Below are 26134 nucleotides of genomic sequence, written 5' to 3'. Positions count from 1 at the left end.
GGATCACCCGCCGGCCTCCACATCGGCGACGATACCCGTGAGCGTGGTGGCGTCCACCTCACCCAGCACCCGGGCCGCGACACGCCCCTCGGAGTCGATGACCACGGTGCTGGGGATGGCCTTGGGAGGCAGCTGCCCGAATCCGAGCAGCAGTTCACCGTCCGGATCGAAGATGCTGGGGTAGGTGAGGCCGAAAGCCCGTTCGAAGGCCTGCGCCGGGGCCACATCGAGGTCACGGGTGTTGAGGCCGATGAAGGAGACGTCCTCGCCCAACTCCCGTGCGGCCTCCACCAGCTCGGGCGCCTCGGCCCGGCACGGGGCGCACCAGGACCCCCACACGTTGACCACGATGATCTTCCCGGTGTGGTCCGCCGTCGAGACCTCAGTCCCGTCGAGGGCCGTCCCGGCGAGCGTGGGCGCCGGTTGGCGCGCCTCTGCGGGCACGATCGTGACCGTGCCGTCGCCGCCCTCGAAGCCGACTCCGTCAGAGGACCCCTGCGCACCACAGCCCGCCAGGAGCACGGTGGCGGCCCCTGCGACGAGGAGAAGCCTCACGTGCCGACCTTGAACCGCCGACCACGCACGGCGGGCAGGAGGTGCGCGACAGGCTCGGCGTAGTCCACCGCCGTCACGACGCCGTCGCGGAGCGTGAAGCTGGTCACGGAGCACAGGGTGCACTGCCGGCGGCGCGGGTCGTGGACCAACGGCCGGCCCTCCGCGTCGCTGCGGGCGATCCAGATGGGCAGCTGGTGGCTCACCACGAGCGCCTGCCCACCGGGGCCGGCGGCGAGGGCGGCATCGGAGATGGCGGCCCTCATCCGGGCGACGACCTGCGTGTACGGCTCGCCCCAGCTGGGCTGCAGCGGGTTGCGCATGTGCCAGAACATCCTGGGGTCCCGAAGTGCGCGGTTCCCCTTGCCGAACACCATGCCCTCGAACTTGTTGTCTGCCTCGATCACCCGCTCGTCTGTGGTGACGTCCAGCGCGGGAAAGAGTGCGGCGGTGGGAGCCATGGTCTCCTGCGCACGCTGGAGGGGCGAACAGCGCAGATGGGTCAAGGGCACGTCTCGCCAGTGTTGCGCCATCCGGGCCGCCATCCGTTGCCCGAGCTCTGAGAGCCCGAAGCCAGGGAGGCGCCCGTAGAGGACGGCGCCGGGATTCTCCACCTGTCCGTGCCGCATGACGTGCACGATCGTTGCGTCTGCCACGCCCATCACCCTAGTCTGCCGGGGCAACTACCTTGCGCCGCTTGCGGCGCTTGCGCTGCGAGGGCTTGCTGACCGGGAGACCGGCCGCCAGCTGATCCGCGCGCCTGCGGTCCGCGAAGCGGGCAAGCGCCTCAGCCAGTGATTCGAAGGTGGGCGCGTCTGCGATCACGTCCACGCGGAGCCCGTGCATCTCGCAGGCCGCGGCGGTGGCGGGGCCGATCGCTGCCACCACCGTGGCTGGGTGCGGCTTGCCGGCGATGCCGATCATGTTGCGCACGGCCGTGGCGGAGGTGAAGACGACGGCGTCGTACATGCCCGTCTTGATGTCGTCGCGGACCTCAGGCGGCGGCGGGGCGGCCCGGACCGTGCGATAGGCGGTGACCTCCTCCACCTCCCAGCCCAGGCGGCTCAGACCGACGAGGAGGGGCTCCACCGAGACGTCGGCCGAAGGCACCAGGACCCGGTTGAGTGGGTCGATGAGATCGTCGTAGGCGGGGAACTCGTTGGCCAGCGCGCCGGTGGTGTTCTCGACGACCGGGGTGAGGTCCGCCACCAGGCCCAGCCGGCCGAGCGCCTCCACCGTGCCCCTGCCGACGGCGGCGAGGCTGATCCCGGACAGGGCGCGGGAGTCCAGGCCGTACTCAGTCAGCCGCTCGGCGATGGCGGCGACGGCGTGCGGCGAAGTGAGCACCAGCCACAGGTAGCGGCCGTCCACCAGCCCGCGAACGGCCTTCTCCATGCCCTGCTCGGCGCGGGGCGGCTCGATGGACATGGTGGCCACCAGCTCGGTGGCGGCACCGTAGTGCGCCAGTTCCTCGGTGAGCGAGGACAGATCGTCCTTGGTTCGGGGGGCGATGACCCGCCAGTCGAACAGGGGCTTGCCCTCGAACCAGGCGTAGCGCTGGCGGCGCGCCTCCTCGATCCCGGGCCCGACGATGAAATAGCACTCGGCGGCGTCGACGTGGTCCACCTCACCCCAGGTGAGCACCTCGCTGACCTGCGCCGTCGTGCCGACACCCACGAGGCTGAGGCACTGCCCGTCGCGCCCGTACCGCGTGGCGGCCTGCTCGGCCACGGCGCGCGCCAGGGAACCGGCGGCGCGCACGATCAGCGTCTTGGCCGAGGGCCAGTCATCGATGTGTGGGACTTCCACCCTGGCGTCCAGGGCGGCGAACGCGGCGGTGGCGGTGACGCCGCCGAACGACAGCGCGGCGCTCCAGCGGTTGACGCCAGGCACCACGTTCGCGCGGATGCCGGCCGTGGCAAGGACCTCCGGAAGGACGCCACCGGCGTCGGCATCGGTGAAGTAGTCCCCGGCGTGCAGCCGCACCACGCGACGCCCCCGCGCGACGGCGCCGAGGATCTCGGCAACCTCGTCGTCTCCCCCTGCCAGCCGCACTTCGGCGTGCGCCGGAACCATGGCCTTGATCTGCTCAACGTCCGCGGCGGGGTCCACGATGAGGAGGTCCGCGAAACGCATCGCCCGCGACCCGGACAGCGTGAGTAGACCAAGGTCAGCGGGGCCCGAGCCGACGAACGTGACCGACCCACCGGTCGGTTCGAACTCCGGCGGACTTGCCGGCGAGGTCGGTTCCAGGGAATCGGTCACTTCGATCATTTCCGTTCAGGGCTGGTCGGCGAGCGACGAGATCCAATCGACTGGCGTGTCCCGGGGAGTACGCGAGGCGAGAGCCACACGCAGTGCGTCGTCGTCGACGAACCAGTAGCTGAGTAGCTCCCGGTCCACGAATGTGACGGGCACATGGTCTGTGAATCTGGCTTGGAGTGAGCCGATGGAATCTATGTCCACGGCACGCCAGGCCACCCCGAGGTCCTCGCAGGCGCTGCGCACGACCGCTTCGGCATCCACGCAGAGGTGGCATCCGGAGCGGGTCAGCAGCAGAACCCGTGAGGGTGCTGCCACTACTTGCCGGCGCGACGACGCTGGATGCGGGTCTTCTTCAGGAGCTTGCGGTGCTTCTTCTTGGCCATGCGCTTGCGACGCTTCTTGATGACAGAGCCCACTGTGTGCCTTTCATTACCGGATGATCCGGGTGCCTTCGATGTGCCTGGCCACGTTGGGCCAGACTCTGAATCTTAACCGCTCTTGGGGAGTATCGACCAATCCCTCTCAGCGGGCCATGGCGCGGCCGCGCTCGGCGCAGGCCTCCATCGCCGCCAGGAACGCCGCGCGGACCCCGCGATCATCCAGCACTCGGAGCGCGGCGGCGGTGGTACCGGCGGGCGAGGTGACCTGTTCGCGCAGCTCGACGGCCCGCGACCCTGTGGCGAGCAGGGCCGCCGATCCGACGAAGGTCTGCACCACCAGCTCACTTGACTGCTGGCGCGTGAGGCCCTGGTGGACCCCCGCCTCGATCATCGCGTCCGCCACGTAGAAGAGGTAGGCCGGGCCGGAGCCTGAGACGGCGGTGAGCGCGTCGATCTGGGTCTCCGGAATGACGATGCTGCGTCCAACCGCGTCCATCAGCGCGGAGACCGCCTCAACCTGCTCCGCCGAGGCGTGGTGCCCGGGCACCACCCCGGCCATCCCCTGCCCCACGAGCGCGGGCGTGTTGGGCATCACGCGGACGACGGCGGCCCCCTCGGGCAGGCCGGCCTCGAGCTGCGCGATCGGCGTGCCGGCGGCGATCGAGACCACCAGTGGCACGTTCCCCCGCACCTCGATGCGGCTCGACAGCTCCTCCAGCACCCCGTCGATCTGGTGCGGCTTGACCGCCAGCACCACCACATCGGCGACGGCGGCCTCGGACAGCGGGACCGCCCGGACCCCGTGTGCGGCGGTGACCGCGGCGGCCCGCTCCGCGGAGGGCTCGACGACGGAGAGGTCCGCCGGCCGATGCCCTGCGGCGAGCCATCCCGCGAGCAGCGCCTCGCCCATCGCCCCTGCGCCGATCAGAGTCAGCTTCATCGGATCAGCAGCTCAGCGATCTGGATGGCGTTGAGGGCAGCGCCCTTGCGCAGGTTGTCGTTGCTGATGAACAGCACCAGACCGCGCCTGCTCTCCACGCTCTGGTCCTGACGGATCCGGCCGACGAACGAGGCGTCAGCGCCCGCGGCCTGCAGCGGGGTGGGCACATCCACGAGCGTCACTCCCGGCGCCTTCACCAGCGCCGCGCGGGCCTCCTCGGGGGTGATGTCCGCGGCGAAACGGGCGTGCACCGACAGCGAGTGGCCAGAGAAGACGGGGACGCGCACGCAGGTGCCGGCAACCCGCAGCTGCGGCAGGTGCAGGATCTTCCGGGACTCGTTGCGCAGCTTCTTCTCCTCGTCCGTCTCACCCTCGCCGTCGTCGACGAGGCTGCCGGCCAGCGGCACCACGTTGTAGGCGATGGGGGCGACATAGGGGGCCACATCTGATGGGTGGAATGCCGCGCCGTCGTGGGCGAGGACGCGGGGGTCCTCGATCTGGCCCAGCTGCGAGGCGAGCGCCTCGACGCCCTTCACTCCCGACCCGGAGACGGCCTGGAAGGTGGTCACCTGCAGCGACTCGAGGCCCGCTGCGTCGTGGAGTGCCTTGAGGACCGGCATGGCGGCCATCGTGGTGCAGTTGGGGTTGGCGATGATGCCGAGCTCCGCCTGCCCGACGTCCTCCGGGTTGACCTCGGAGACCACAAGCGGGACCCGCGGATCCATCCGCCAGGCCGACGAGTTGTCCACGACGGTGGCGCCGGCCTCGGCCACGCGCGGCGCCCACAGCTTCGAGGTCGACCCACCGGCCGAGAACAGGGCCACGTCCAGGCCGGCGAAGTCCGCCGTCTCGATGTCCTCGACGACCACCTCTCCCGCACCCCAGGGCAGCGCCCTGCCCGCCGACCTCGCCGAGGCGAAGTAACGGATCTGCTCAACCGGGACATTGCGCTCCGCCAGGAGGCGACGCATGACGCCGCCCACCTGCCCGGTCGCGCCGAAGACTCCAACACGCATGGGCGGAAGTCTACGACGACACCGCCTGAGCGCGACATGTCGTGTCCAGTGCCTCGCCATTCCCGCCTGTCCACTGGGTAGTGTTCGCCTCGTCGGGTCTGAGAGAAGAGGTCGACGATGAAGCAGGTTCCCCAACCACATCCGTCGCGCATCACGCCCTTCAGCAACCATTGCGTCGTCGTCGGAGTGACGCCGGAGCAGCCGGCGGTGGTGCTGTTGACCGCCGCTGAGCTGGCCCGGGCGCAGGGAGGTGTCCTGTACTGCGCCTATGCGGACCCCGGCCGGGTCGTCGAACGCGAGTTCCCCGATGGCACCGTGGAGCACAGCGACATGGACCCGGACATGTCCGACGACGAGGAGTGGCGGCGGCGCCAGGAGACGCTGCTGGCCGCGGTCGGGGAATCGATGGCCGGCAGCGATGTGCGCTGGGAGTTCCGGTACCTGGCCGGCCGCGCGGATCGGGCGCTGACCCATCTCGCCAGGGCGGTCGACGCAGCGGTGATCGTCGTCGGCACCGGGCGTCCCGGGCGGAGCGGGCGTTTCCATGGCCTGCTCGACGCCGCCGTCGGCACGCACCTCGTCCACCACCAGCACCGCCCGGTGCTCACGGTGCCCACTTCGGTGGTGGACTGGAAGACACCGCTGGAGTGGCGGTGACCCCACCCTCCTCGTCGCTGCCCGCCTACCTGCGGCCCTCCCTCCTCGGTCTGGTCACCCTCGGCGGCGCGGCCGGCACGACGCTACGCTCCGCCCTGGAGTCCGCCTTCGGGGCGGGCGCCGGCGAGTTCCCGTGGGCCACGTTCGCCATCAACGTCTCGGGCGCGCTGATCCTCGGCGCCCTCCTCGAGGCGCTTGCCCTGGTGACGGCTGACAGCGGGCGAAGGAGGGCGCTGCAGCTCGCGCTGGGCACCGGGCTCCTCGGCGGTTACACCACCTACAGCACCTTCATCCTGGAGGCGGTCGCGCTGGGGCGCGGTGGAGACCTGCCCCTGGCCATGGCCTATGCCGGTGCCAGCGTCGCCGCCGGGTTCCTGGCCGCCAGCGCGTCGATGGCGCTCGTGCGCCGGGCGGTCGCGGCTGGGCGGCGGGCATGATTCCGCTCTGGGTGGCCCTGGTCGGCGGCCTGGGCGCGGCGGCACGCTTCATGCTCGACGGGGTCATCACGGCAAGGCTGAGCCGCTCGCTACCCACCGCCACGCTCATCATCAACGTGACCGGCTCGTTCCTGCTGGGCGTCGTGACGGGGTGGGCCGCCGGTGGGGCCGAGGCCGTGCGCGCCGTCGCGGGGATCGGCTTCCTGGGCGGCTTCACCACCTTCTCCACCGCCAGCGTCGAGCTGGTGCGCGTGGTGCGCGTGGGCCGCGCCCCCGCAGCGGTGGCGCTGGGGGTCGCGATGCTCCTGTTCAGCGTCGCGGCCGCCCTGATCGGCCTGGCCGTCGGCGCGGCCATCCGCTGAGCGCCAGAGGGTCAGCGGCCGATCCAGGCGAGCAGTACGGGCAGCAGGGGGGCGCCGACGAAGGCGACGATGTCCAGCAGCGAGTGCGTGATCACCAGCGGCATCACGCGCCTGATCTTCAGGTACAGCCATCCGAAGGCCAGGCCCATCACCAGGTTGCCCACGAAGCCGCCGAAGCCCTGGTAGAGGTGGTAGCCGCCGCGGATGAAGGCGCTGACCACGACGATGACCCACATCCGGCCGCCCGTCTGGGCCCACCTGGTGAAGAGGTAGCCGATCATCAGCACCTCCTCCAGCACGCCGTTCATCACAGCCCGGAGCACAAGCACGGGAACGGTCCACCAGTTCGCGGCCAGGTTGGCCGTGCTCACCTGGGTGTTGATGCCAATCTCGACGGCGAACACGTAGAACGCCAGCCCCGCGACCCCGATCACGGCGAACACGCCGAACCCCCAGGCCAGGTCGAAGCCGGGGCGCCGCAGGTCGAAGCCCATCACGCGCCAGGGCCCCTCCTCCGGGCGGTGCTGCGTGGCGAGCAGGTACAGCGCCAACGCCACCGGCACCAGCGGGAACGTCATCCACGCGAGCTGGTAGGCGAGGTCCAGCCAGGGCCTGTCCGGAGTCGCGCTGTTGTTGATGGAGGTGGTCTGCTGGTTGAGCGGGATGGGCCTGGTGAGCTTCTCGATGATCGAGAGCAGGGCGTAGATCGCCGACTGCCCCAGCGAGAGCAGCAGCACGATGACCATCTCGGTGCGCAGGAGGCGGCGGGTGGACGGCTCGACCGCGAGCGCCGAGGGCGCCGTCACCGCTTGTCCGAGATGGCCCGCAGGTAGCTGTACAGCGTCCTCGGCCGGGCGGCGATCCGCGTGGTGAGGTACTCGAACCAGGCCGGCCCGAACGGCACGTAGGTGCGGGAGCGGTAGCCAATGTCCGTGAGCCGCCGCTGCTCGAGCGGGCGGACGCCGTAGAACATCTGGAACTCGAAGCCGTCCCGGCCGACGGCGTTGCGTCGGGCCAGGTCCTGCGTGATGGCGATCATCGTCGGGTCGTGGGACGCCACCATGGCGTAGGCGTGGTCCTCCATGGCGCGGCGAACGCACCTCACCAGTGCCAACGACTTCTCGTGCTCATGGCGGTAGCCCTCGGCCTTCGGCACCGGATAGGACCCGACGCAGAGCCGCACCCGTGCCCCGTCGGCGCCGATCCGCTCCAGGTCACGTTCGGAACGCCGGATGTCGGCGGGCAGGGTCAGCCCGATCCGGTCGCAGCCGGCGCGGGCGGCGCTCCACAGCCGCAGGGTCTCGTCGTATCCCACGGTGCCCTGCATCTCCAGGGTGACGACGGCACCGCTGGCCGTGGTGACGCGGCAGAGATCCTCGAGGCGGGCGCGGGCGCTGGCTGGACTGTCGCGGAGTCCGAGCGAGGACGGCTTCACGGAGATCTCGACGCCTTCGGCGCCCTCCCCCAGCGCGTCCAGGGCCCGGCAGAGCATGTCCGTGGTCTCCGCCTCGTCGTCGGAGCTGGGAAGGTAGGCCAGCGATACCAGCAGCCCCTGCCCCTGGAGCCGCCGCGTCACGGCCACCGCGTCGTCGATGCCCTCACCCGCCACGTAGGAGCTGGCGAAATCCAGCGCCGCCCCGGAGGCCATGGCGGACTCCTGCACCCGCCGAGACCTGATCACACCCCGTACCGCGCTGTTAAGACGCGACATCGACCCTCCTGGCAGAGCCCTTCGCCAGCACCTTCCGGATGGAGGCCAGCGAATCCGCCAACATCTCCTCCCGTTCGTGCCGCGACCGCGCCCGGCGGCTGGAGATCTCCAGCACGATGTGGCCCGGGAACCCCTGCGCCCCGAGTTCCTCCACGAGGGTCCACGCGTTCTGATCGCCCTCCCCCGGCAGGAGGTGCTCGTCCTTGAGGGAGCCTCGACCGTCGGTGAGATGCACGTGGGCCAGCCGATCCCCCCACGCGTGCATGAGGTCCAGCGACTGGCGCTGCGACGTGGACGCGTGGCTGAGGTCCAGCGTCAGGTGGTCGTAGTCATAGACAGTTGGGTCCCAGCCGGGGAGATAGGCCTGGAAGTGGCCGGCGGGCGTCCGCCACGGGTACATGTTCTCGACGGCGAACTTCACCGGGGACTCCGCGTTGAGGCGCTTGATGCCGGTCACGAACTCGGCGCCGTACTCGCGCTGCCAGCGGAACGGCGGGTGGACCACGACGGTGTCTCCGCCGAGACGCTGCACCGCCTCACCGGAGCGCCTCAGCTTGTCCCACGGGTCCGAGCCCCAGGTGCTCTGGGTGACCAGGAGGGTGGGGGCATGCACGGACAGCACGGGCACCCCGTGGTAGGCGGAGAGTTTCTCGACGGCGTCGACATCGGTGGAGAGGGCATCGACGCCGACCATGAGCTCGACGCCGTCGTAGCCGAGCGACGCGGCCAGCTCGAACGCGCTGGCAGAAGCCTCCGGAAAGACGGAGGTGGTCGAGAGCAGGACCTTCGACGTGGACACACCGCAACACTACCCGCCGGAGCCCCGGACCGGCTGAGCCCGATTAGTTGTTTAGCACTGGTCAGGGCAAGAATGGGCCCATGCACGTCGACCATCTGATCTTTGCGACAGGCCCCGACGGCCTCAAGGCTGAGGCATCGCGGCTCGCCGATGCACTGGGTACGGAGTACAAGGACGGCGGTTTCCATCCGCGTTTCGGTACCCGCAACCACATCATCCCGCTGGCTGACGCCCGCTACATCGAGGTGGTCGAGGTCCTGGATCACCCGGCCGCAGACAAGGCCGCCTTCGGGCAGGCCGTGCGGGCCCGCTCAGAGATGGGCGGCGGATGGATGGGCTGGGTGATCAGCGTTCCGGACATCGCGCCCTACGAGCAGCGCCTCAACCGCTCCGCCGTGCCAGGTCTGCGCCACTTCCCGGACGGACGCCGTCTGGAGTGGGTCCAGATCGGGATCCGCGGTCTCATCGCGGATCCGCAGCTGCCGTACTTCCTTGAGTGGAAGAGCGACGACTCGCTCCGCCCTGCCGCGCTCCGCGGCGAGGTGCGCCTGACGTCGCTGCAGATCTCGGGCTCCGCGGATCGCCTCTCGGAGTGGCTGGCGATGCCGGTGGCCGACGAGATCGACGGCATCAGCCTGGACCTCGTGGCCCCGCACGGCACGCCCGGAATCTCCAACGTGACGTTCGAAACTCCCCAGGGCACCGTCACCATCTGACCCGATGTGTCGGAGGGGGCACCTAAGCTCTCAGCGTGGCAAAAAAGCAGGACACCTATCACTGCACCGAGTGCGGATGGACGAGCGTGCGCTGGGTCGGCAAGTGTGGTGAATGCCAGGCCTGGGGCACGGTGGCCGAGCGCGGGGCACCCAAGCTGAAGCAGGTGTCGTCCTCCGTTCCCATGGACGCGGCCGTGCCCATTTCGCAGGTACCCACGGACACGGCCCAGAGACGCCTCACCACTATCGCCGAGCTGGACCGGGTGCTCGGCGACGGCATCGTGCCGGGATCGGTGATTCTGCTGGCAGGCGAACCCGGGGTCGGCAAGTCCACGCTGCTGCTGGACGTGGCGGCCAAGTGGGCAAGGTCCGGACAGCGCACTCTGTACATCTCGGGTGAGGAGTCGGCCTCCCAGGTGCGGCTGCGGGCCGAGCGCACGGGATCCGTCGCGGACGAGCTCTACCTGGCCTCCGAGACGGATCTGGGCACGGTGCTCGGCCACGTGGAGAGCGTCCGTCCCAGCCTGCTCGTGGTGGACTCGGTCCAGACCATCGCCACGGCTGAGGCCGAGGGAGCGCCCGGCGGCCCCGCGCAGGTGCGGGAGGTCACGGGCGCGCTGGGCAGGGTGGCCAAGCGCGAGGACATGGCCGTGATCCTGGTGGGACACGTCACCAAGGACGGCGCCATCGCCGGCCCGCGCACCCTCGAGCACCTGGTGGACGTGGTCCTCACCTTCGACGGGGACAGGCATTCGGGGTTCCGGATGGTGCGGGCCACGAAGAACCGCTTCGGCCCCGCGGACGAGGTGGGGTGCTTCGAGATGAGCGAGAGGGGCATCGTCGAGGTACCGGACCCGTCCGGGCTGTTCACCACCGAGCACAACGAGCCGACGCCGGGCACCTGCGTCACGGTGACCATGGAAGGCAGGAGGCCGCTGCTCGCCGAGATCCAGGCGCTGGTGGCGCCGTCGCCCTACCAGTCCTCCCCGCGGCGCACCACCCACGGCCTGGACAGCTCGAGGATCGCCATGGTGCTGGCGGTGCTGGAGCGGAAGGTTCGCCTCCCGCTGTCCCAGCACGACGTCTACGTCTCCACCGTCGGCGGGGCGCGGGTCACGGACCCCTCTCTGGACCTCGCAGCCGCGATCGCGATCGCCTCGGCCGCCGTGGACTGGCAATACCCACGCAGGCTGATCGCGCTGGGCGAGGTGGGACTCGCGGGTGACCTGCGGAGGGTGCCGGGCGTGGAGCGGCGGCTCGCCGAGGCGGCCAGGCTGGGCTTCGAGCTCGCCCTGGTACCGAGGGGCTCACGGGACGTGACGGTCAAGGTCCCCCGGCTAGGCGGGTTGAAGGTGACCGAGGTGGGCTCTCTGGCGGAGGCGATCGAGACGCTGGCCCTTCACGTCTCCGGGCAGGGTTGAGGCCGAGGTGGAGGCGCTGCGGATCGGGGAGATTGCCCGGCGCACGGGGTTGTCGCCCCGGACGCTGCGCCACTACGACCAGCTCGGCCTGCTGGTCCCCAGCCAACGGTCGACGGGTGACTACCGGCTGTACTCCCATGAGGACCTCGTGCGGCTCCTGGCCATCGCGCACCTCAAGTCGCTCGGGCTCTCACTCACCGAGGTGCGCAGCGCCCTGGACGATCCGGCCTTCGACGCCGCGACCCTCCTCCAGCAGCACATCGAGGCTCTCGAGCGCAGGATCGTGGCCGAGCAGGAGCTGCTCGCCAGGCTGAGGGGGCTGACGACGGCGGCCGAGGCCGGCTGGGACGAGGTGCTGGATGCCATCGCATTGAGCGAACGGTTACGGCATCCGGATGCGGCGGTCCGCTTCCGAGCGGCGCTGTCCAGCCACGAGGCCGCCCCCCTGGAGGACCTCGTCGAGATCCTGCGCAGCGATCCGGAGCCCGGCGTCCGTGAGGCCGCCACCTGGGCGATCACCCAACGCGGGCAGGGCTCGTCGGCCAAGCTGAGCGAGGCCCTGGCCACCGGAGACCGGGACGCCCGCCTGTCCCTGGCGCACGTCCTGGGCAAGCTCCGGGACCCGGGGGCGGTGTCGATGCTGGCCGGGCTGCTGGAAGACGAGGACGCCACCGTGGCGGCCAAGGCCGCGTTCAGCCTGGGACAGGTGGCCGGGCCTGGCGCGGTGGACGCGCTGACCAGGGCCCTCGCCGACCCCAGAGCCGCCGTCAGGGATGAGGTCGCGGCCTCGCTGGCCCGCCTCGCGGGCGCGGTGGAGCCGCTTCTGGCAGCCACGTCGGATCCCGCACCATTGGTCAGGGCGCTGGCGGCCGAGACGCTGGGCCTGATCCGGGCGCCCGCGAGCGTCGGGGCGCTGGCGGCCCTCCTCTCGGACCCGGACCGGGAGGTGCGCTTCGCGGCCCTGCTGGCGCTCGGTCAAATCGACGGTCAGGAGGCCGGGCGCGCCGTCGCGGGTGAGTTGGACTCACCGGATCAGCGCGCCCGGCTCCTCGCTCGGCGCCTCATGGCGGACCGTCAGGCCTTCGCCTTGGCGGACTCGGAACGGGCGGCCAGGAAGCGACCAGCCACCTGAGCGAGCAGTGCGTCACCGCCGTCGGCGATACGCGCCAGGGCGCCGTCGGACACCTCGCTGAGCTGCCCCAGTGCAGACACCGCATGCAGCGCGACGGTGGTGTCGCCGTCGTCGGCGGAGGCCTCCAAGGCGTCCACCGCTGGGTCGGCATGCGGTCCGCCGAGGTGGCCGAGCGCCTCCGCGGCGTGGGCCCGCACCTCGGCGTCGGGATCACCGAGGGCGGCCGTCAGCGCGGGAACGGCCTTCTCCCCCAGGCGGTGCATCGCGGTGGTGAGGGCGTCGCGTTGCAGCGCATCACCATCGCCCAGACGCTCGGCCAGCGCACCGGCCGCCTCGTGGCGCCCGGTGTTGGCCACAGCGCGGTAGGCCTTGATCGCCACGTCGGCGTGCTCGTCGCCGACGAGCGGACGGAGGCTCTCGAAGTGGGCAGGGTCGCCGATCTTGCTGAGCACGTGCGCACCGGCGCGTCGCTGGTCCGCCTCCGGGCTGGTCAGCATGGCCAGCAGGTCCGCCTCCGCCTCGTCGGCGTGCTGGACAAGGGCCCAGGTGAGGTCCTCGCGGACGCGGGGGTCGCGTTCGATCCGCAGCCGATCCAGGAGGGCCGGCGCGGCCGCGGCGTCCCGCGTGGCACCCAGGGCGAGGGCGGCGTGGCGCCGGGCGGTGCCATCGGTGCTGGCGAGGGTCTGGATAAGTGTCTGAACATCGGTCATGGCTCGACGCTAATCCTTGACGCTGCGTGAAGGTCAAAACGGTTCGCTGACGGAGGATTCCGTAGCCGGTTCACCCCGACCGGGGGGCCAGTCAGCAGTAGCGTGGAGCCAGACCGCCGCTCTCAGGAGAAAAATGCCAGACCTCGCCATGATGACCCAGCTCGGCGGACTGCTCATCCGGCACCTCAAGGCGTTCAACACCGACGCTTCTCCGCTACCCGGCGAGTCCCCCGACGCCACACAGGCCGAGGACGCCGTGAAGTTCACCGAGGGGCTGGAGAAGCTCGGACCAACCTTCATCAAGTTCGGCCAGCTGCTGTCCACCCGCCAGGACCTGCTGCCCACCTCCTACACCGAGGCGCTCACCCGGCTGCAGGACAACGTCGATGCCGTCCCCGTCGAGGAGATCCGGCAGCGCATCGAGGACTCCCTGGGCGCCCCCGTCTCGACGCTGTTCGCGGAGTTCGACGACGTCCCGCTCGCCTCAGCCTCGCTCGCCCAGGCCCATCGGGCCGTCACCCGCACCGGCCGCGACGTGGTGGTCAAGGTGCTGCGTCCGGGCGTCCGGGAACGCGTGCGCAGCGATCTGGCCTCGCTGGCCGAGCTGGCGGACTTCGCCGACGCCAACACCGCCATCGGCCCCCGCCTGGGGGCGGCCAAGATGCTCGCTCAGTTCCGCCGGTCCATGGCCGACGAGTTGGACTACCGCAAGGAGGCCGCCAACCTCGACACCTTCCTGGAGCTCGTCGAGGACGAACCGGACCTCGTGGTGCCCGCCTACATCGCGGATTACTCCACCGACGACGTCCTGACCATGGAGTTCGTCCCAGGCAAGAAGATCACGGACGTCGGCCCGCTGGCGATGCTCGATGTCGACGGCGCCCGGCTGGCCGCCTCCCTGTTCCGCTTCATGCTCAGCGCCATGCTGATCGACGGCATCCTGCACGCCGACCCTCACCCGGGCAACCTGTTCCTCACGCCGGATCATCGGGTGGCGATCCTCGATGTCGGCATGGTGGTGCGGCTTCCACGGCGGCTCCGGAGCGCCTTGGTCAAGCTGCTGGTCTCCATCGGTGAAGGCGACGGCGAGGGCGCCGCGACCATCCTGGCCGACATGGGTCACCCCACCGACGAGTACGACGCGGCGGCCTTCCGCGACGACGTCTCGCACCTGGTGTCGGCGACGCTGTCCATGGGAGCGGACCTCCAGGCGGGCAGCGTGCTGATGCAGCTGGCCCGCGTCTCCGGCGTGCACGGCCTCCGCCCACCCGCGGAGATGACCCTGGTGGCCAAGGCACTGCTCAACCTGGACCAGGCCACGCAGCACCTGGACCCGCGCTTCACCCCCATCGAGGCCATCCAGGCAAACCTCCCCACCATCCTCACCGCCGGCCTGAAGCCCAGCGCCGGGCAGACCCTGCTCGGCACCATCGAGGGCAAGGAGTTCCTGGAGCGGCTCCCCCGCCGCGCCAACCGCCTGCTGGATTCCCTGACGGAGGGGGAGCTGGCGTTCACCGTCAACGCCTTCGACGAGAACCGCGTCCTGATGGTGCTGCAGCAGGTGGCCAACCGGCTGTCCACGGCCCTCATCCTGGCGGCCATCACGATCGCGGCCGCCCTCCTGATGTTCGCCGACGTCGGCCCGCGGCTCCTCGGATACCCGGCGCTCGGGATGGTCTTCTTCCTGCTCGCCGCCGTCGGTGGCCTCGTGATGGTGGCCACCATCCTGTGGCACGATCGGCCCTTCCGCCGCACGGTCAAGCGGACCGACCGGAGGGCTCGCCTCTCCGACGACGCGGGTGGCCCCTCACGCACCTAGACTGGGCTGATCCACAAGGAGGTGTGTTGGCCAAGTCCACCGTTCGCCGCTACCTGAAGCTCCTCGCGCCCGGCACTCCACTGCGCGCCGGACTGGACCGCATCCTGCTGGGTCGCACGGGCGCACTGATCGTGCTGGGCAACAACTCCAAGGTGACGCAGGTGTGCTCGGGCGGGTTCCAGATCGGTGTGGAATGCACCGAGCAGGCGCTGCGGGAGCTGGCCAAGCTCGACGGCGCCATCATCCTCTCCACGGACCTCACCCGGATCATCGCGGCCGGGGTGCACCTGGTGCCGGCGGGTGACCTGCCCACCGCGGAGACCGGAACCCGGCACCGCTCGGCGGACCGCACCGCGCAGGCCGCCGGGGTGCCGGTGGTGACGGTGTCGGCCTCGATGTCGACCGTGTCGCTCTTCCTCGACGGCCGGCGCCACGTCGTCGAAACCGTCTCCCAGGTGATCAGCAGGGCGAACCAGACGCTGGCCACGTTGTCTCGGGTGGTCGCCCGGCTGGGTGACCTGATGGATCAGTTCACGGCCCTGGAGATCGGGGAGCAGGTGACCCTGCGCGATCTCGCCCACGTGGTCCACCGCCTGGAGCTGACCCGCCGGCTGTCCTCGGAGATGCAGTTCCACGCCGACGTCCTGGGGGTCGAGGGCCGGATGGTGGCGATGCAGCACGCCGAGCTCGCCTCCGCGTTCGACGGCGTCGCGGAGTTGCTCACGGAGGACTACGCGCACAACCTGGAGGATCCCGCCGAGTTCGATCTGGCCCGCCTGCACAACTTCTCCACCGAGGAGCTGTTCAGTGGGGCGCTGGTCGCGCAGCGACTCGGCTTCGGGCCCAACCCCAACATGGAGCAGGCGGTCGCCACACGAGGTGTCCGCCTGTTGACCAAGGTGGGGCGCCTGCCGGCGCCCCTGGTGACCAGGCTCGTGGACCGCTTCACCATCCAGGAACTGTTCGCCGCCCCGCTGAGCGCGCTGCTCGAGGTGGAGGGCATCGGGCAGCTGCGGGCACGCCAGGTCCGCGACGCGATGTCGAGGATCGCCGAGATCAACTGACTGCACACGGCCGCGGACCAGTGGAGGAGCCCCCTGCCGCCGGTATAGGCTGGGGGCAACACAGGGGAGCGCCACGGGGCGCTGAGAGTGCGGGAAGTCCGCAGACCCTCAAACCTGATCCGGTTAGCACCGGCGTAGGGAGTGAGATCTCCTCGGCCCGGCCGAGCCTCCGAAAGGAGACAACCACCATGATCAGCACCAGCCGCGCCCTCGCAGCCGGGGCAGCCGTCCTGGCGCTCAGCGCCTGCGCAGGCGGCGAGCCCGCCACCACCGGAGCGCCGACGGCCACCACCACCGAGACCAGCTCACTGACCGTGTTCACCCACGACGCCTTCACCCTGCCCGACGAGCTGAAGGCCCGCTTCGCCGAGGAGACCGGCTACGAGGTCACCTACACCACCCCGGGCGACGCTGGCGCCCTGGTCAACCAGCTGATCCTCACCAAGGACTCCCCGCTCGGGGACGTGGTGGTGGGCGTGGACAACACGTTCGCGTCGCGGGCCTCCGAGGCGGGGGTCCTCGCCCCCTACACCTCCCCGGCATCCGCGTCGCTGCCCGAGGAGTTCCTCGCCACGGACCTCACCCCCTTCGACTACGGCGACGTCTGCATCAACGCGGACACCGTCTGGTTCGAGGCCAACGACCTCCTCCTACCGGTGACCCTCGACGACCTGGCCGAGCCCGCCTACAAGGACCTGCTGACGGTCACGAACCCGGCCTCGTCGTCGCCGGGCCTGGCCTTCCTCATCGCCACGGTCGGCGCCAAGGGCGACGGCTACCTGGATTACTGGCGGGCGCTGATGGACAACGGCGCCAAGGTGGCCTCGGGTTGGACGGAGGCCTACTACACGGACTTCTCCGGCGCCGACGGCAAGGGGCCACGGCCCCTCGTGCTGTCCTACGCCACCTCACCGGCCTTCACTGTCGCGGGGGACGAGTCCACCACCGTCGCGCTCCTGGAGACCTGCTTCCGGCAGGTCGAGTACGCGGGCGTGATCGCCGGGGCTGAGAACGCGGTGGGGGCCGGGAAGTTCATCGACTTCCTGCTCACCCCCGAGGTGCAGGCCGCGATCCCCGAGAACCTCTACATGTTCCCCGTCGTCCCCGACACTCCCCTCCCCGAGCAGTGGGAGAAGTTCGCGGTGCTCCCCGACGAGCCCATCGACGTCCCGCAGTCCGAGATCGGTGCCAACCGCGACGAGTGGATCAGGGCGTGGACCGACGCCACCAGTTGAGCCGCGGGCTCTGGTGGGCGGGCTGGACGGTCGCGGCGGGGGTGCCGGCCGCCTTCCTGGCCGTCTTCTTCGCGTGGCCGGCCGCCAGCCTCGTCGCCCGCGGCCTCCACGACGGCTCGGCCTGGACGCTTGAGGGCTTCGCGTCGGTCTTCGGCTCCCCCCGCACGTGGGGGGCAGTGGGCTTCACGCTCGGCTCGGCGTCCCTGTCGACGGTGCTCTGCCTCGCGCTCGGTCTTCCCGGCGCGCAGCTGCTGTACCGTCGCCGCTTCCGCGGCCGAGACACGCTCCGCGCGCTGGTGACCATCCCCTTCGTGTTGCCGACGGTGGTGGTGGGCGTGGCGTTCGGGTCGCTGTTGCGCCCCGACGGGCTGCTCGGCTGGCTGGGCCTCGGCGGGACCGCCTCCGCGATCCTCGCCGCGATGGTCTTCTTCAACTACTCGGTGGTGGTGCGCACCGTCGGCACCTTCTGGGCCCGCGTCGACCCCCGGCTCACGCAGGCCGCTGCCACCCTCGGCGCGTCCCCGGCGCGGGTGCTGGTGACGGTGACCCTCCCCACCCTGGCGCCCGCGCTGCTGTCGTCGGCCTCGCTGGTGTTCCTGTTCAGCGCCTCCTCCTACGGGATCGTGATGGTGCTGGGCGAGACCCGGTTCCGCACGATCGAAACGGAGATCTGGTTCCTCACCACTCAACTGCTGGACCTGCCGGCGGCGGCGGCCCTGTCCGTGGCGCAGCTCGTGATCGTCACCGCGACACTCTGGCTCAGCGCCCGTGCCCAGGCCCGCATGACGCGCGCGCTACGCCTGCAGCCCGACGTGGTGACCGCCCGCCCGCTCGCGCTGCGCACAGACTGGCCGGCGGCCGGCCTCACGCTGGCCGTCGCCGTCGTGCTGCTGGGCCTCCCGCTGGCCAACCTGCTGTGGCGCTCCCTGCATGTCGGCGGGCAGCTCAGCCTCGGCAACTTCGCACTCCTGGGCGACGTCGGCGGGCCCGGGGCCGGGGTGTGGGGTGCGCTGCGCACCACCGTCATGACCGCGCTCACCGCCACGGCCATCGCCCTGACGCTCGGCATGCTCGTGGCGTTGGTGGCATCCAGGCGCCCGCGCCGCCGACGCGGTCGGCACGCCCTGGCCGCCCTGGAGGGGCTGTTCCTGCTGCCCTTGGGGGTCTCGGCGGTCACAGTCGGCTTCGGCTACCTGATCACGCTGAACCGGCCGCCGCTGGACCTGCGTTCGAGCATCGTGCTGATCCCCATCGCCCAGGCTGTGGTGGCCCTCCCGCTGGTGGTGCGGACGCTGCTGCCGACCCTGCGCGCCATCGATCCCCGGCAGCTGGAGGCCGCCGCGACACTCGGCTCCACGCCGCTCCAGGTGCTGCGACGGATCGAGCTGCCCCACCTGGCGCGCGGGCTCGGGCTGGCCACCGGGTTCGCGTTCGCCACGTCGCTGGGCGAGTTCGGGGCCACCTCCTTCCTGGCGCGTCCCGACAACCCCACCCTGCCCGTGCTGATCTTCAGGGCCTTCGGCCGCCCAGGCGTCGAGAACTACGGGCTCGCCCTGGCCGCCTCGGTGCTGCTGGCAGTATTGGCGGGAATCACCATGGCGCTCGCGGAACGCGTGCGGCCGAAGGAGGTAGCCACGTGGTAGCACTCGAGGTTCGAGACGCCGTCGTGCGCTACGGCGACACGGTCGCGGTCGACGGCGTATCCGTGGCCGTGCCGCGGGGAAGCGTGGTCGGCCTCCTGGGGCCGTCGGGGTCCGGGAAGTCGACCCTCCTGCGCGCCATCGCGGGGCTCGAGCCGCTCGTGGCCGGTTCGGTGTCCTGGGAGGGGCAGGATCTCGCCGGCACCAAGGTGCACCAGCGCAACTTCGGGCTCGTCTTCCAGGACGCGCAGCTGTTCCCCACCATGACGGTGGGTAGGAACATCGCCTACGGGCTGGGGCGGCTGGCACGCGAGGAACAGCGCGCGAGGGTGGCGGAGATGCTGGAGCTGGTGGGGTTGCCCGGTTACGAGCAGCGCCGCCCCACCGAGCTGTCCGGGGGCCAGGCCCAGCGGGTGGCGCTGGCCCGCTCCTTGGCGCCGTCGCCGCGCGCCTTACTACTTGACGAGCCGCTCTCTGCGCTGGATACCGGGCTGCGCCGTCGCCTGGCCGACGATCTGGCCAGGATTCTGCGCGAAACCCACACCACCGCGGTCTACGTGACCCACGACCATCAGGAGGCCTACACCATCGCCGATTCGGTGGCGGTGCTGCACGAGGGCAGGCTCCTGCAGATGGCCGACCCCGAGGCGCTGCGCAGCGCGCCCTCCTCCAAACAGGTGGCGGCGTTCCTGGGCTACCGCGCGTTCGTGACCGAGCACCAGGCGCGGGAGTTGGGATGGCACGGCTCGCTGCCGGTGGGTTTCGTGCTCGGCGTGGGGCCGAGCTCGTTGGCGCTGGACGACTCGGGCGTGGACGTGGAGGTCGTGGATCAGGGGTACACCGTCGACGACGTCGAGATCGGGGTGCGGCTCCCCGACGGTCAGCGGGCCACCGTGTCCTCGCCCGAGCGCATTCACGAGCCGACGGTGCGGGTTCGCCTCATCGGCGGCGCCGTCACCCCGGCCTGACCGCCGCCACGGCCTCAGCTGCCGGCCGAGGCCACCCACGCCGCCCGGACGCGCTGCCCCACCGTGACGGCGCTGCCCGCCGCCACGGCCGCGAGCCCCGCCGCCAACACCCACGACGGCGCGCCGAGCCCGACTGCCAGGGTCGCGGCGCCCGCCACCACGAGCCTGTCGCTGCGCTCGAAGATGCCCACCGCCATCTCCCAGCCCTCCGCCTCTCCACGGGCCCGGGAGTAGGACACCGCGAAGCCGAAGACGAGGCAGGCCAACGCCAGCCAGAGGATAGTCGGCTCGGCGTTGGCCGCCGCCCAGATCACGAGCCCGGCGAAGACCGCGCCGTCTGCCACGCGGTCCGCCGTGGAGTCCAGGAACGCCCCGAAGCGGGTGACCCTGCCTCCCTGGCGAGCCATGGTTCCATCGAGGCCATCGGCGAGCAGCAGCACTCCGACGACGATCACCCCGAGCACCAGGTCGCCCTTGGGGAGGAACCAGAGCGCGGCCGCGCAGACCCCTACGGTGCCGCCGACGGTGACCGCCGTCGGCGAGACGCCGAGCCTGAGGAGCAGCCGGGCCAGTGGGGTCAGGGCGCGCCCGTAGGCACCGCGGAGGAAGGACAGCACCCCACCAGACTAGTGAGGTCCGCACCACCCGAACCCGCGGCACCCACTGAGCGGCCCCGCGCCGACTGATGCCGGCGTGGTCGACGGCGCTACGGTGGTCCCGTGGCCCGAGAACGATTCCCCCGATCCGTCTACGCGGCCGGCGACGAGCCGGACCCCCGGTTCACGCTCGCCAACGAGCGCACCTACCTCGCGTGGATCCGGACCTCGCTGGCCCTGCTGGCCGGCGGCATCGCCCTCGAGGTGCTGGGGCTGGGAATTCAGGAGTCGTTCCGGATCGCCGCATCGGTGCTGCTGATGGTCACCGGCATCGCCGCCGCCCCCTTCGCCTGGTGGGGATGGGCGCGCTACGAGCGGGCGCTGCGCAGCGGCACCCCCCTGCCGTCGTCGCTGTTCGCCCTGCCTGTCGCGGTGGCCGTGACGGTCAGCGGAATGCTCGTGTTCGTCGGCTTCCTGGTGCGATGAACGAACGGCCCTCAGACCCCGGTCTGGCAGCCGAGCGCACGATCCTGAGTTGGCAGCGCACGGCACTCTCCATCGGCGCAGGAGCCCTGGTCTTCGCCCGCATCGAGGCCACTGCCCTGGGGCTGTGGTCGTGGGCGTTCGCCGCCGCTGGGTTGGCTCTGGCTGCCCTCATCGGTGTCTGGTCCAGGCGGAGGTACTCCTACACCCACCGGACGCTGGTCGGCGGTGGCCGGCAACTCGCCGACGGCCTTCTGCCCGCCGTCGTCGCAGTGTCGGTCGCGGCGGCGGGAACCGTCGCCCTCATCCTGTCCCTTGTCAGCGACGCTCCGCGTCTGTGAGTGACGACCAGGTCCGCCATTGTCAGCAGGCGCGTGCGGCGTGAGGCAACTCTGCGGTGGGGCGCCCAGCCCGAGGTCGGGAGGAAGCGAACGGGGCCGACCCGTTGGTCGGCCCCGTTCGTCGTGGGTGGCGTCAGGCCGTGGCCGCGCCGTCGGTCCCCGGTGCCACAGCCAGCTCAGGCAGATCCGCCTTCGCCACGCCGGTGAACTTGAACGGCAGCTCCGCGCCCTCCTCAGTGACGTCGACCTGGACGATCTGGCCCGCCTGCAGCTCACCGAAGAGAATCTTCTCGGCGAGGAGATCCTCGATGTCACGCTGAAGCGCCCGACGCAGCGGGCGCGCACCCAACACCGGATCGAATCCGCGCTTGGCGATCAGTGTCTTGGCCGCGGGCGTGAGCTCGATGCCCATGTCCTTGTCCTTCAGCCTGGACTCGATCTGCGCAACCATGAGGTCAACAATCCGTTCGATGTCGGCCTGCGAGAGTTGGTGGAACACCACGATCTCGTCCACGCGGTTGAGGAACTCCGGACGGAAATGCTGCTTCAACTCGTCCGAGACCTTCGCCTTCATCTTCTCGTAGCTCGACTCGGCATCCCCCGAACGGGTGAATCCGAGATTGACGCTCTTCGAGATGTCACGCGAACCCAGGTTGGTGGTCATCACGATGACGGTGTTCTTGAAGTCCACCACTCGACCCTGGGCGTCCGTCAGCCGGCCTTCATCCAGAATCTGCAACAGCGAGTTGAAGATGTCCGGGTGAGCCTTTTCGATTTCGTCGAACAGGACCACCGAGAACGGCTTGCGCCGCACCTTCTCCGTGAGCTGACCGCCCTCTTCGTAGCCGATGTATCCCGGGGGGGAGCCGAACATCCGCGACGCGGTGTGCTTCTCCGAGTATTCGCTCATGTCCAGGGTGATCAGGGCATTCTCGTCGCCGAACAGAAACTCGGTGAGCGCCTTGGTCAGCTCGGTCTTTCCGACCCCGGAAGGGCCGGCGAAGATGAACGAGCCGCTTGGACGCTTGGGATCCTTCAACCCGGCGCGGGTGCGGCGGATGGAGCGGGAGAGCGCCTTGACCGCATCGTGCTGACCGATGTACCGCTTCCCCAGTTCCTCCTCCATGCGGAGCAGCCGCTGGGACTCCTCCTCCGTGAGCTTGAAGACGGGGATGCCGGTGGAGCCGGACAACACGATGGCGATCTCCTCCTCGCCCACAACGGCAGGAATGTCGGAATCGCCCTGCTTCCAGGCCTCCTCCTTCTCTGCCCTCTGGGCTCGGAGCTTCTGCTCCTCGTCGCGGAGGCGCGCGGCCCGCTCGAAGTCCTGCGCGTCGATGGCCGCATCCTTCTCGAGCTTGTTGGCGGCGATCATGTCGTCGAACTCGCGCAGGTCCGGCGGCGCGGTCATGCGCTGGATCCGCAGGCGTGCGCCTGCCTCGTCGATCAGGTCGATGGCCTTGTCCGGCAGGAAGCGGTCCTGGATGTAGCGGTCCGCCATGGTGGCCGCCGCGACGAGCGCCTCGTCCGTGATGGTGATGCGGTGGTGGGCCTCGTACCGGTCCCGGAGGCCCTTGAGGATGTCCACCGTGAGCGCGACTGACGGTTCGGCCACCTGGATGGGCTGGAAGCGACGCTCCAGCGCGGCGTCCTTCTCGATGTGCTTGCGGTACTCGTCCAGGGTGGTGGCACCGATGGTCTGCAGCTCGCCTCGGGCCAGCATGGGCTTGAGGATGCTCGCGGCATCGATGGCGCCCTCGGCGGCGCCGGCCCCGACGAGGGTGTGGATCTCGTCGATGAACAGCATGATGTCACCGCGGGTCTTGATCTCCTTGAGCACCTTCTTCAGGCGTTCCTCGAAGTCGCCGCGGTACCGGGAGCCCGCAACGAGGGCGCCCAGGTCCAGGGTGTAGATCTGCTTGTCGCGGAGCGTCTCGGGCACGTCGCCCCGGACGATGGCCTGGGCGAGGCCCTCCACCACGGCTGTCTTTCCGACGCCGGGCTCACCGATCAGCACCGGGTTGTTCTTGGTGCGACGGCTGAGCACCGTCATGACGCGCTCGATCTCGTGCGCGCGGCCGATGACCGGATCCAGCTGGTTCTCGCGCGCGGCCTGCGTGAGGTTGCGGCCGAACTGGTCCAGAACCTGCGAGGTGCCCTTCTCGGGGCCGGTCTCCGGGGCGCCAGACATCGAAGCCTCGCGGCCCTGATAGCCGGTGATGAGCTGAAGCACGGTATTGCGGACGCGGTTGAGATCCGCGCCCAACTTGATCAGCACCTGAGCCGCGACACCCTCGCCCTCGCGGATGAGGCCGAGCAGGATGTGCTCGGTGCCGATGTAGTTGTGGTTCATCTGGAGCGCCTCGCGCAGCGAGAGCTCCAGCACCTTCTTGGCGCGCGGCGTGAAGGGGATGTGCCCCGTCGGAACCTGCTGCCCCTGGCCGATGATCTCCTCGACCTGCTCGCGCACCGCTTCCAATGCGATCCCGAGCGATTCGAGCGCCTTCGCGGCCACGCCCTCACCCTCGTGGATGAGGCCGAGCAGGATGTGCTCGGTGCCAATGAAGTTGTGGTTGAGCAGCTTCGCCTCGTCCTGCGCCAGGACGATGACGCGCCGGGCGCGGTCCGTGAACCGTTCGAACATGTGATTTCCCTCCTGCGGCCCGGCGACGTGCGCCGAGCAACCACCTCTAGCTTACTGACGTACCCGAGGGAACCAATGCTCCACGGTTCACCGGCCGCGAACGTGGACGGTCAGTGCGCCGCTTCGTAGGCCGCGAGCACCTGAGCCGGGATGCGGCCGCGGTCCGAGACCTGGACGTCGTTGGCCCGCGCCCATTCCCGGATGGCGTTGGTGTCGCGGCTTCCGGGCCGCGCGGCCTGCTTCCGGGCGGCCTTGCGACCCGTCCTGGTCGCCTTCTCGATGTAGGGGGCGAGCGCCGCCTCCAACTTGCTGGCATTCTTCTCGGAGAGATCGATCGTGTAAGCGTCCCTCCCCAGAGAGAACTCGACCGTGCGGGCGTCGCTCGACCCGTCGATGTCGTCAACGAGGATGACGTGAACCTGCTTTGCCATGATTACTCCTATTTCGGGGGGGTGAAGAGTCCTCAAAGAGATTACCGCCTCAGGGCCCGTGACGGAAGGAGGGAATAGAATGCCGCCGATGAACTCATTCACCATTGGCGGACTTTCCCTGGCCGGGCACACTCCCCTATCGTTGGGGCTGAGGCATCCCACCTCCGTGGGACTGATCACCCTGGCCGCAGATATCGAGGCCGGCGTCATTGTACATGCTGACGTGACCTCAGGATTCGGGCATCGGGCTGCCGAGAAACTATTTGAGGTCCGCGATTATCGCGCCATGATCATGCTCGCGGACCGGCACGATTGGCTGGCGGCCTTCAGCGGCGAATTGAGCCTGGTGCTCACCATCGAGAATTCCATGCGGTTGACTCCCCCGGCGCGCGCCACCATCCTCCGCACGCTGCTGGCTGAATGCGCCCGCCTGCACAGTCACCTGTCCTTCCTCAGCTATCTCGCCGACGGGGAACTCGGCTCACGACTGTGGACGGTGGTGGACGCATTGCGTGACCACATGCTCAGCTGGACCGGAAACCGCGTCCATCCGATGCTCTGCAGAGTGGGCGGGCTGGCCGCCGACGCCCCGCCCGGCTGGCTGGCCGGCCTCACGCCACTGCTCGACGACGTGGCCCGCCTGGCCGGCGACCTCGCCGCCGCGCTGTCGCGCACCACGCGGTTCTCCGGCCTGGCGGTCCTGGACCGGAACGCGTGCCTCGGGTACGGGCTGTCGGGGCCGGTGGCGAGGGCCGCCGGAGTGGATCTCGACCGCCGCCGGTCGGGCTACCTTGCCTACGGCACCCTCTTCGTCCCAGCGCCCACAGGGCACGCCGGCGACGGCCAGGCGCGTCTCGCGGTGCTCATCGATGAGCTGGACACCGGCGTCGCCATGATCCGGAGCGCGCGGTCGCTGGCCGATCAGACCCCCGGCACCGTGGGGATCAAGCTGTCACGTAGGCTGAAGGTGCCGGAGGGGGAGCATTCGACGGACCTTGAGGCGCCATGGGGAGTCGCATCGTGCCTGATGGTCTCGCGAGGTGGTCAGACGCCGTGGCGGGTTGCCCTGCGCACCCCGTCGTTCAGCAACCTCTCCGCGCTGGGGCGGGCACTCGAAGGGGTGCCAACAGACAGCATCGCCGACGTCGTAGCCACACTGGGCTACACCGTCGGCGATGCGGACAAGTGAAGGCGTCAACCTCAGGCGTGGCGGCGCAGCTCCGGCAGGCCGTCGAGGTTGAGCTTGGCCAGGTCCACCATGGTGGGGTGCTCGTCCTGGCCCCACACGTCGTAGATGCTGGGTGAGACCCGGCGGGGCAGGTCGACGATGTTGGCCGTGTCCTCAGCCTCGAGTTCCGCGATCCGCGACTCCAACGCCTCGATGCGGGCCTGGCGCTCAGCCACCTCCGCCCTCAGCCAGACGGCGTTGCCGCGCATGGAGCTCAGCTCGGCCTTCGCGGCACCCAGCTGGCTGCGCAGCTTGGCGATCACGAGTTGCAGGTTCTCCGCCCGGGCGTTGAAGCGGCCGATCATGGCCACAGACTCCTCGTGGAAGCGTGCCGCCTGCTGCGAGCGGAGGCCCACCTCATGCTTCATCTCCACAGCGTGCCGCTCCCGCTCCGCACTCAGCTCCCGCCAGGCGGTCCAGACCGCGGCGAACGCCATCACGACGGCGACCAGCACACCCGCACGGACGACCCACAGGTCCCCCGCCAGGGAGGCCAGGGAGGCGGCGGTACCGACGCCGAGGATCGTGAGCGCAAGGGTGCGCTCGGTGGACTTTCGAGAAGCGCGTCGACCAGACATGCGGCCACA

At 70.1% G+C, this 26134-nt stretch carries 29 protein-coding genes and 1 riboswitch; of the genes, 14 read left to right on the top strand and 15 right to left on the bottom strand.

Annotated elements, in window-relative coordinates:
* Positions 1-3: 3 nt before the first annotated feature.
* The 7 genes from H5399_RS06295 to H5399_RS06265 form a co-directional block, all read right to left on the bottom strand.
* Positions 4-555 (bottom strand): TlpA disulfide reductase family protein, encoded by a 552-nt coding sequence (locus tag H5399_RS06295; RefSeq protein ID WP_182782177.1) that lies wholly within the window; start codon positions 553-555, stop codon positions 4-6.
* Complete coding sequence (locus tag H5399_RS06290) at positions 552-1214, bottom strand: histidine phosphatase family protein (protein ID WP_182782176.1); 663 nt, start codon at positions 1212-1214, stop codon at positions 552-554. The genes H5399_RS06295 and H5399_RS06290 overlap by 4 nt, the downstream gene beginning before the upstream one ends.
* Before the next feature lie 4 nt (positions 1215-1218).
* Entirely contained in the window at positions 1219-2817 is a 1599-nt protein-coding gene (locus tag H5399_RS06285; protein WP_182782175.1) for a uroporphyrinogen-III synthase, read from the bottom strand.
* Positions 2818-2832: 15 nt separating this feature from the next.
* The gene (locus H5399_RS06280) at positions 2833-3132 is read right to left on the bottom strand and encodes a glutaredoxin family protein (protein ID WP_182782174.1); all 300 of its coding nucleotides are present in this window, start codon (positions 3130-3132) and stop codon (positions 2833-2835) included.
* Entirely contained in the window at positions 3132-3233 is a 102-nt protein-coding gene (locus H5399_RS06275; RefSeq protein ID WP_002550589.1) for a 30S ribosomal protein bS22, read from the bottom strand. The genes H5399_RS06280 and H5399_RS06275 overlap by 1 nt, the downstream gene beginning before the upstream one ends.
* A gap of 106 nt (positions 3234-3339) precedes the next feature.
* Positions 3340-4137, bottom strand: a complete 798-nt coding sequence (gene proC / locus H5399_RS06270; RefSeq protein ID WP_182782173.1) for a pyrroline-5-carboxylate reductase — start codon at positions 4135-4137, stop codon at positions 3340-3342.
* Positions 4134-5153 (bottom strand): aspartate-semialdehyde dehydrogenase, encoded by a 1020-nt coding sequence (locus H5399_RS06265; RefSeq protein WP_182782172.1) that lies wholly within the window; start codon positions 5151-5153, stop codon positions 4134-4136. Before H5399_RS06265 ends, proC begins: the two co-directional genes overlap by 4 nt.
* Positions 5154-5270: 117 nt before the next feature.
* Between H5399_RS06265 and H5399_RS06260 the strand changes: the two genes are divergently transcribed.
* Genes H5399_RS06260 through H5399_RS06250 form a run of 3 tightly spaced genes read left to right on the top strand, consistent with a single transcriptional unit; the run spans position 5271 to position 6609 of the window.
* Positions 5271-5810 (top strand): universal stress protein, encoded by a 540-nt coding sequence (locus H5399_RS06260; RefSeq protein ID WP_182782171.1) that lies wholly within the window; start codon positions 5271-5273, stop codon positions 5808-5810.
* Positions 5807-6247, top strand: a complete 441-nt coding sequence (locus H5399_RS06255; RefSeq protein WP_220489120.1) for a CrcB family protein — start codon at positions 5807-5809, stop codon at positions 6245-6247. The genes H5399_RS06260 and H5399_RS06255 overlap by 4 nt, the downstream gene beginning before the upstream one ends.
* Complete coding sequence (locus tag H5399_RS06250) at positions 6244-6609, top strand: CrcB family protein (RefSeq protein WP_182782169.1); 366 nt, start codon at positions 6244-6246, stop codon at positions 6607-6609. The genes H5399_RS06255 and H5399_RS06250 overlap by 4 nt, the downstream gene beginning before the upstream one ends.
* 11 nt (positions 6610-6620) lie before the next feature.
* Here H5399_RS06250 and H5399_RS06245 read toward each other — a convergent pair whose 3' ends face one another.
* The 3 genes from H5399_RS06245 to H5399_RS06235 are packed head-to-tail and all read right to left on the bottom strand — an operon-like array spanning position 6621 to position 9119.
* Positions 6621-7415, bottom strand: coding sequence for a CPBP family intramembrane glutamic endopeptidase (locus H5399_RS06245; protein WP_370585693.1), 795 nt, complete (start codon positions 7413-7415; stop codon positions 6621-6623).
* Positions 7412-8320: a proline dehydrogenase family protein gene (locus tag H5399_RS06240; RefSeq protein WP_182782168.1), complete on the bottom strand. Its 909-nt coding sequence runs from the start codon at positions 8318-8320 to the stop codon at positions 7412-7414. Before H5399_RS06240 ends, H5399_RS06245 begins: the two co-directional genes overlap by 4 nt.
* On the bottom strand, positions 8307-9119 hold the full coding sequence (locus H5399_RS06235) for a sugar phosphate isomerase/epimerase family protein (RefSeq protein ID WP_182782167.1): 813 nt from the start codon (positions 9117-9119) through the stop codon (positions 8307-8309). Before H5399_RS06235 ends, H5399_RS06240 begins: the two co-directional genes overlap by 14 nt.
* Positions 9120-9199: 80 nt before the next feature.
* Between H5399_RS06235 and H5399_RS06230 the strand changes: the two genes are divergently transcribed.
* The 3 genes from H5399_RS06230 to H5399_RS06220 are packed head-to-tail and all read left to right on the top strand — an operon-like array spanning position 9200 to position 12388.
* Entirely contained in the window at positions 9200-9835 is a 636-nt protein-coding gene (locus H5399_RS06230) for a VOC family protein (RefSeq protein ID WP_182782166.1), read from the top strand.
* A 35-nt stretch (positions 9836-9870) separates the two neighbouring features.
* On the top strand, positions 9871-11256 hold the full coding sequence (gene radA, locus H5399_RS06225) for a DNA repair protein RadA (protein ID WP_182782165.1): 1386 nt from the start codon (positions 9871-9873) through the stop codon (positions 11254-11256).
* 7 nt (positions 11257-11263) lie between these two features.
* A complete protein-coding gene (locus H5399_RS06220) occupies positions 11264-12388 on the top strand; it encodes a HEAT repeat domain-containing protein (protein WP_182782164.1) in 1125 nt (374 codons plus the stop codon).
* Here the strand turns inward: H5399_RS06220 and H5399_RS06215 are convergent.
* Positions 12331-13098, bottom strand: a complete 768-nt coding sequence (locus H5399_RS06215; RefSeq protein WP_182782163.1) for a HEAT repeat domain-containing protein — start codon at positions 13096-13098, stop codon at positions 12331-12333. The genes H5399_RS06220 and H5399_RS06215 overlap by 58 nt on opposite strands.
* A gap of 133 nt (positions 13099-13231) precedes the next feature.
* Between H5399_RS06215 and H5399_RS06210 the strand changes: the two genes are divergently transcribed.
* The 5 genes from H5399_RS06210 to H5399_RS06190 all read left to right on the top strand — a co-directional run bounded on the left by H5399_RS06210 (position 13232) and on the right by H5399_RS06190 (position 19824).
* The gene (locus H5399_RS06210) at positions 13232-14917 is read left to right on the top strand and encodes an AarF/ABC1/UbiB kinase family protein (RefSeq protein ID WP_182782162.1); all 1686 of its coding nucleotides are present in this window, start codon (positions 13232-13234) and stop codon (positions 14915-14917) included.
* 26 nt (positions 14918-14943) lie between these two features.
* Positions 14944-15981 (top strand): DNA integrity scanning diadenylate cyclase DisA, encoded by a 1038-nt coding sequence (gene disA / locus H5399_RS06205; protein WP_182782161.1) that lies wholly within the window; start codon positions 14944-14946, stop codon positions 15979-15981.
* 52 nt (positions 15982-16033) lie between these two features.
* Positions 16034-16139: riboswitch (TPP riboswitch) on the top strand.
* Positions 16140-16169: 30 nt separating this feature from the next.
* Positions 16170-17216 (top strand): thiamine ABC transporter substrate binding subunit, encoded by a 1047-nt coding sequence (locus tag H5399_RS06200; protein ID WP_182782160.1) that lies wholly within the window; start codon positions 16170-16172, stop codon positions 17214-17216.
* On the top strand, positions 17195-18859 hold the full coding sequence (locus H5399_RS06195) for an iron ABC transporter permease (protein ID WP_182782159.1): 1665 nt from the start codon (positions 17195-17197) through the stop codon (positions 18857-18859). Before H5399_RS06200 ends, H5399_RS06195 begins: the two co-directional genes overlap by 22 nt.
* The gene (locus H5399_RS06190; RefSeq protein WP_182782158.1) at positions 18853-19824 is read left to right on the top strand and encodes an ABC transporter ATP-binding protein; all 972 of its coding nucleotides are present in this window, start codon (positions 18853-18855) and stop codon (positions 19822-19824) included. The genes H5399_RS06195 and H5399_RS06190 overlap by 7 nt, the downstream gene beginning before the upstream one ends.
* A 14-nt stretch (positions 19825-19838) precedes the next feature.
* Here H5399_RS06190 and pgsA read toward each other — a convergent pair whose 3' ends face one another.
* Positions 19839-20441, bottom strand: coding sequence for a phosphatidylinositol phosphate synthase (pgsA, locus tag H5399_RS06185; RefSeq protein WP_182782157.1), 603 nt, complete (start codon positions 20439-20441; stop codon positions 19839-19841).
* Positions 20442-20543: 102 nt separating this feature from the next.
* On the opposite strand from pgsA, the gene H5399_RS06180 reads away from it, so the two are divergent.
* Both H5399_RS06180 and H5399_RS06175 read left to right on the top strand, forming a co-directional pair.
* Entirely contained in the window at positions 20544-20906 is a 363-nt protein-coding gene (locus tag H5399_RS06180; protein ID WP_182782156.1) for a DUF202 domain-containing protein, read from the top strand.
* Complete coding sequence (locus H5399_RS06175; RefSeq protein WP_182782155.1) at positions 20903-21244, top strand: DUF202 domain-containing protein; 342 nt, start codon at positions 20903-20905, stop codon at positions 21242-21244. Before H5399_RS06180 ends, H5399_RS06175 begins: the two co-directional genes overlap by 4 nt.
* 133 nt (positions 21245-21377) lie before the next feature.
* On the opposite strand, the gene H5399_RS06170 is transcribed toward H5399_RS06175, so the two are convergent.
* Together H5399_RS06170 and H5399_RS06165 are read right to left on the bottom strand one after the other, a co-directional pair.
* Positions 21378-23888, bottom strand: coding sequence for an ATP-dependent Clp protease ATP-binding subunit (locus tag H5399_RS06170; protein ID WP_182782154.1), 2511 nt, complete (start codon positions 23886-23888; stop codon positions 21378-21380).
* A gap of 110 nt (positions 23889-23998) precedes the next feature.
* Positions 23999-24319, bottom strand: coding sequence for an Lsr2 family protein (locus H5399_RS06165; RefSeq protein WP_182782153.1), 321 nt, complete (start codon positions 24317-24319; stop codon positions 23999-24001).
* Between the two features lie 88 nt (positions 24320-24407).
* On the opposite strand from H5399_RS06165, the gene H5399_RS06160 reads away from it, so the two are divergent.
* The gene (locus H5399_RS06160; RefSeq protein ID WP_182782152.1) at positions 24408-25508 is read left to right on the top strand and encodes an NADH-quinone oxidoreductase subunit D; all 1101 of its coding nucleotides are present in this window, start codon (positions 24408-24410) and stop codon (positions 25506-25508) included.
* An 11-nt stretch (positions 25509-25519) separates the two neighbouring features.
* On the opposite strand, the gene H5399_RS06155 is transcribed toward H5399_RS06160, so the two are convergent.
* Positions 25520-26125 carry a hypothetical protein gene (locus tag H5399_RS06155; protein ID WP_182782151.1) on the bottom strand — a complete coding sequence of 202 codons (606 nt, stop codon included), beginning with the start codon at positions 26123-26125 and terminating at the stop codon, positions 25520-25522.
* Between the last annotated feature and the right edge of the window lie 9 nt (positions 26126-26134).

Source organism: Tessaracoccus sp. MC1627, assembly GCF_014164725.1.
Taxonomy (GTDB): Bacteria; Actinomycetota; Actinomycetes; order Propionibacteriales; family Propionibacteriaceae; genus Arachnia.
This window is presented reverse-complemented; position numbering and strand designations above follow the sequence as displayed.